Consider the following 2,363-nt stretch of genomic DNA (forward strand, 5'->3'; position numbering starts at 1 on the left):
GTCACGGAGGTGTAGGCGTGGCGGCAGGACGCAGCGGCCATCCCGGTCACCACACCGTATTCCGATGAAGTGTCGGCGATTCCGTACCCGTACCGGACCGCGCCGGGGTCGTTCGGCAGGTTCTCGACCGTCACCTTGTTGGCGCTGTACCCGAAGCAGCTTCGAAAGACGATGCCAGCGCCGTAGCCGCGCTTGATGCGCACGTTGTCGAGCGAGGGGCCACGGGCGGCGCGGATCTCCATCAGCGCCGGCCACCACCCGGCCGCGAACCCGGCGTCCGTGATATCGAGATCGAGGTTCCTGATAGCGATCTGGCGGCGTCTCAGCTTCGCCACCCGAATACCGGTGGCGTAAGCCTCCCGAACCCTGCCTGTCAGATAGATGTAGCTGTTTCCGGTGTCAACCGACGCGACCACTGCGAACTCGCCGACCCTGCGGGCGGTACTGCCCGATCCCGCTTTCGCGCCCGGAATCTCGTCGGTCGCGAACACCTTCACTACATCACCGGCAGCCAGGTCAGTCACGGCCGAGGCAGTCAACCGGGTCACCTGCTGGTCCCCCCACGTCGCCTCCGACACAGCGGAGACGGTGCGATTCCACTCCCAACCACCCGTGTAGGTGAACGCGACGGAGTTCGCCGACGCGACCACCGTGGCGTTGTTGCCGTCGAAGATCACATCCTTGCCGGACAACGTCAACGCGGAAACCGCGTAGGAGCTACCGCGATGGAGGCGCACCGTGCCGCCGTTATCGACCTCGTTCAGGGCGGCCTGGATGGCGGCGGTGTCGGTCGAGGTTGTTCCGGTGCCGGGGGCCACATCGATGATGGGCTTCAGAGCCACGTTCCCCCAGGTGGTGCTAGGCAGTGGACGCGACCCGCCGCCGATGTGAACACCGTTGGCAAGCAACACCATGTTGCCGTCTTCGTCGATGTCCCAGTCGTCAGGGATGAGCCGGATCAGGATGTCGTTGTTCTTCGTTGGCGGGGAGTTGATCCGTTCGACAGTGGCGACGTCGACGCGTGTCGCCGTGGTCGGCGCAGGGAACGTGAACGACTCCAGGGTGTACTGGCCGCCTTCGACTTTGAACGGCCCGAACTTGACGTCATAGGCCAGGTGCACACCGTCCGGCAGCTCGAGCGCCGGGGTTTCGGCAATCAGCGGGACACCGACAGCCTCTTCCTGTTCCTCGAACTCGCCAGCATCAGGGGTTTCGAGGCTCGGTGCGGCCGCGCGAACCATCCGCAACACACCCGTTTCCAGCCGCGCTTTGACTGGGATGAACACCACCAGCAGCTTCGGATCCTGCTGCGTGATCCGGATCTCCTGACGGTTCGCACCGATCAGGCGCGCGGTGATGATGACGTCACACCACGGCTTGAACGAATCCGGATTCATGCCCGGATCGAAGGTGTCGCCGATGATCCCCCGGGCCTGGCCGTCCAGGTGGAACGTCGTCAGGAAATCGAAATCCGACACCAGTCGCCCTCCTTCGCCAAGTGCGGCGCGAACACGTAAACCTCTTCACCCAGCGCAGCCGCTTCCGCGATGCGATCAATGAGCGCCATATCGTCGATATCGTCTGCTTCACTTGGCATTTCGGTATCTCCTAGGCGGTTGTCCGGCGGCTATCCCGGTGACCGGGGTCGATTTCGTGGCGGCGCAAAAATAAAAACGCGTGACCACCGCGGAGGGGTCGCTACCCTGCCGGGGGTCGATAAAAGCGAGGGGGGTCATGGCATGACCGGCCAGCCCATGACGAGGTCGCCGAGCGCGGACTGTGGCGCTGCTGTCGAGCGGAGTGCGGGCCGGTTGTCGTCGCGGGATCCGTCGCCGCGCTGTGTGTTGCAGAGGCCGTGCAGCAGCCGGTCCGCTCGGGTGCCGCCCGCGGACCGCGGGTTGGAGTGGTCGCCCGCCAGCACACCCGATCGCGTGTCCGGCTTCCCGTCTGACCGGATCGCGTCCGGGTCGTAGTCCGGGTTCTTCGTTCGGTCTCTGAACATCGGTAGGCCGCACCACCAGCACGGCGTCCCGTCGACGTGTGCGGTGTGCAGGCGTGCGACCTGCTCGCGGTGCGCGTAGCCGAGGCCGCGGCGTGTGGTGTTGCGCCTGCCTGGAGTGGGCGGCTTCATCGCAGGAACGGTCCGAGTCGGTCGGTAATCATCGCTGCTAGGTGGCCCTCGTGTTGCTCAGTGGATCCTCGCCAACCGCATTGGTTGCCGTGCGGGTCGCAGGTGCCACCGATGAGCTTGTGGACGGCGAAGACATCGCGGATGGCGGCTTCGATTTGTTGTCTGGGATTCACTGTCGGGCCTCCGTTGTCGGGTTCAGTCGGCGCAGTGCCCCGGCTGAGGAAAGGGACTC

At 65.1% G+C, this 2,363-nt stretch carries 3 protein-coding genes; all 3 read right to left on the bottom strand.

Going from position 1 to position 2,363, the window contains the following annotated elements; translation table 11 throughout:
- Positions 1-1,478, bottom strand: a 1,478-nt coding sequence (locus tag WA965_RS04790) for a hypothetical protein (protein WP_526447159.1), incomplete at its 3' end; no start/stop codon positions are given.
- On the bottom strand, positions 1,457-1,597 hold the full coding sequence (locus WA965_RS04795) for a hypothetical protein (RefSeq protein WP_526295853.1): 141 nt from the start codon (positions 1,595-1,597) through the stop codon (positions 1,457-1,459). The genes WA965_RS04790 and WA965_RS04795, both read right to left, overlap by 22 nt.
- A gap of 135 nt (positions 1,598-1,732) precedes the next feature.
- Positions 1,733-2,131, bottom strand: coding sequence for a hypothetical protein (locus WA965_RS04800; protein WP_526295851.1), 399 nt, complete (start codon positions 2,129-2,131; stop codon positions 1,733-1,735).
- Between the last annotated feature and the right edge of the window lie 232 nt (positions 2,132-2,363).

This window comes from Mycobacterium sp., assembly GCF_049683935.1.
Lineage (GTDB): Bacteria > Actinomycetota > Actinomycetes > Mycobacteriales > Mycobacteriaceae > Mycobacterium.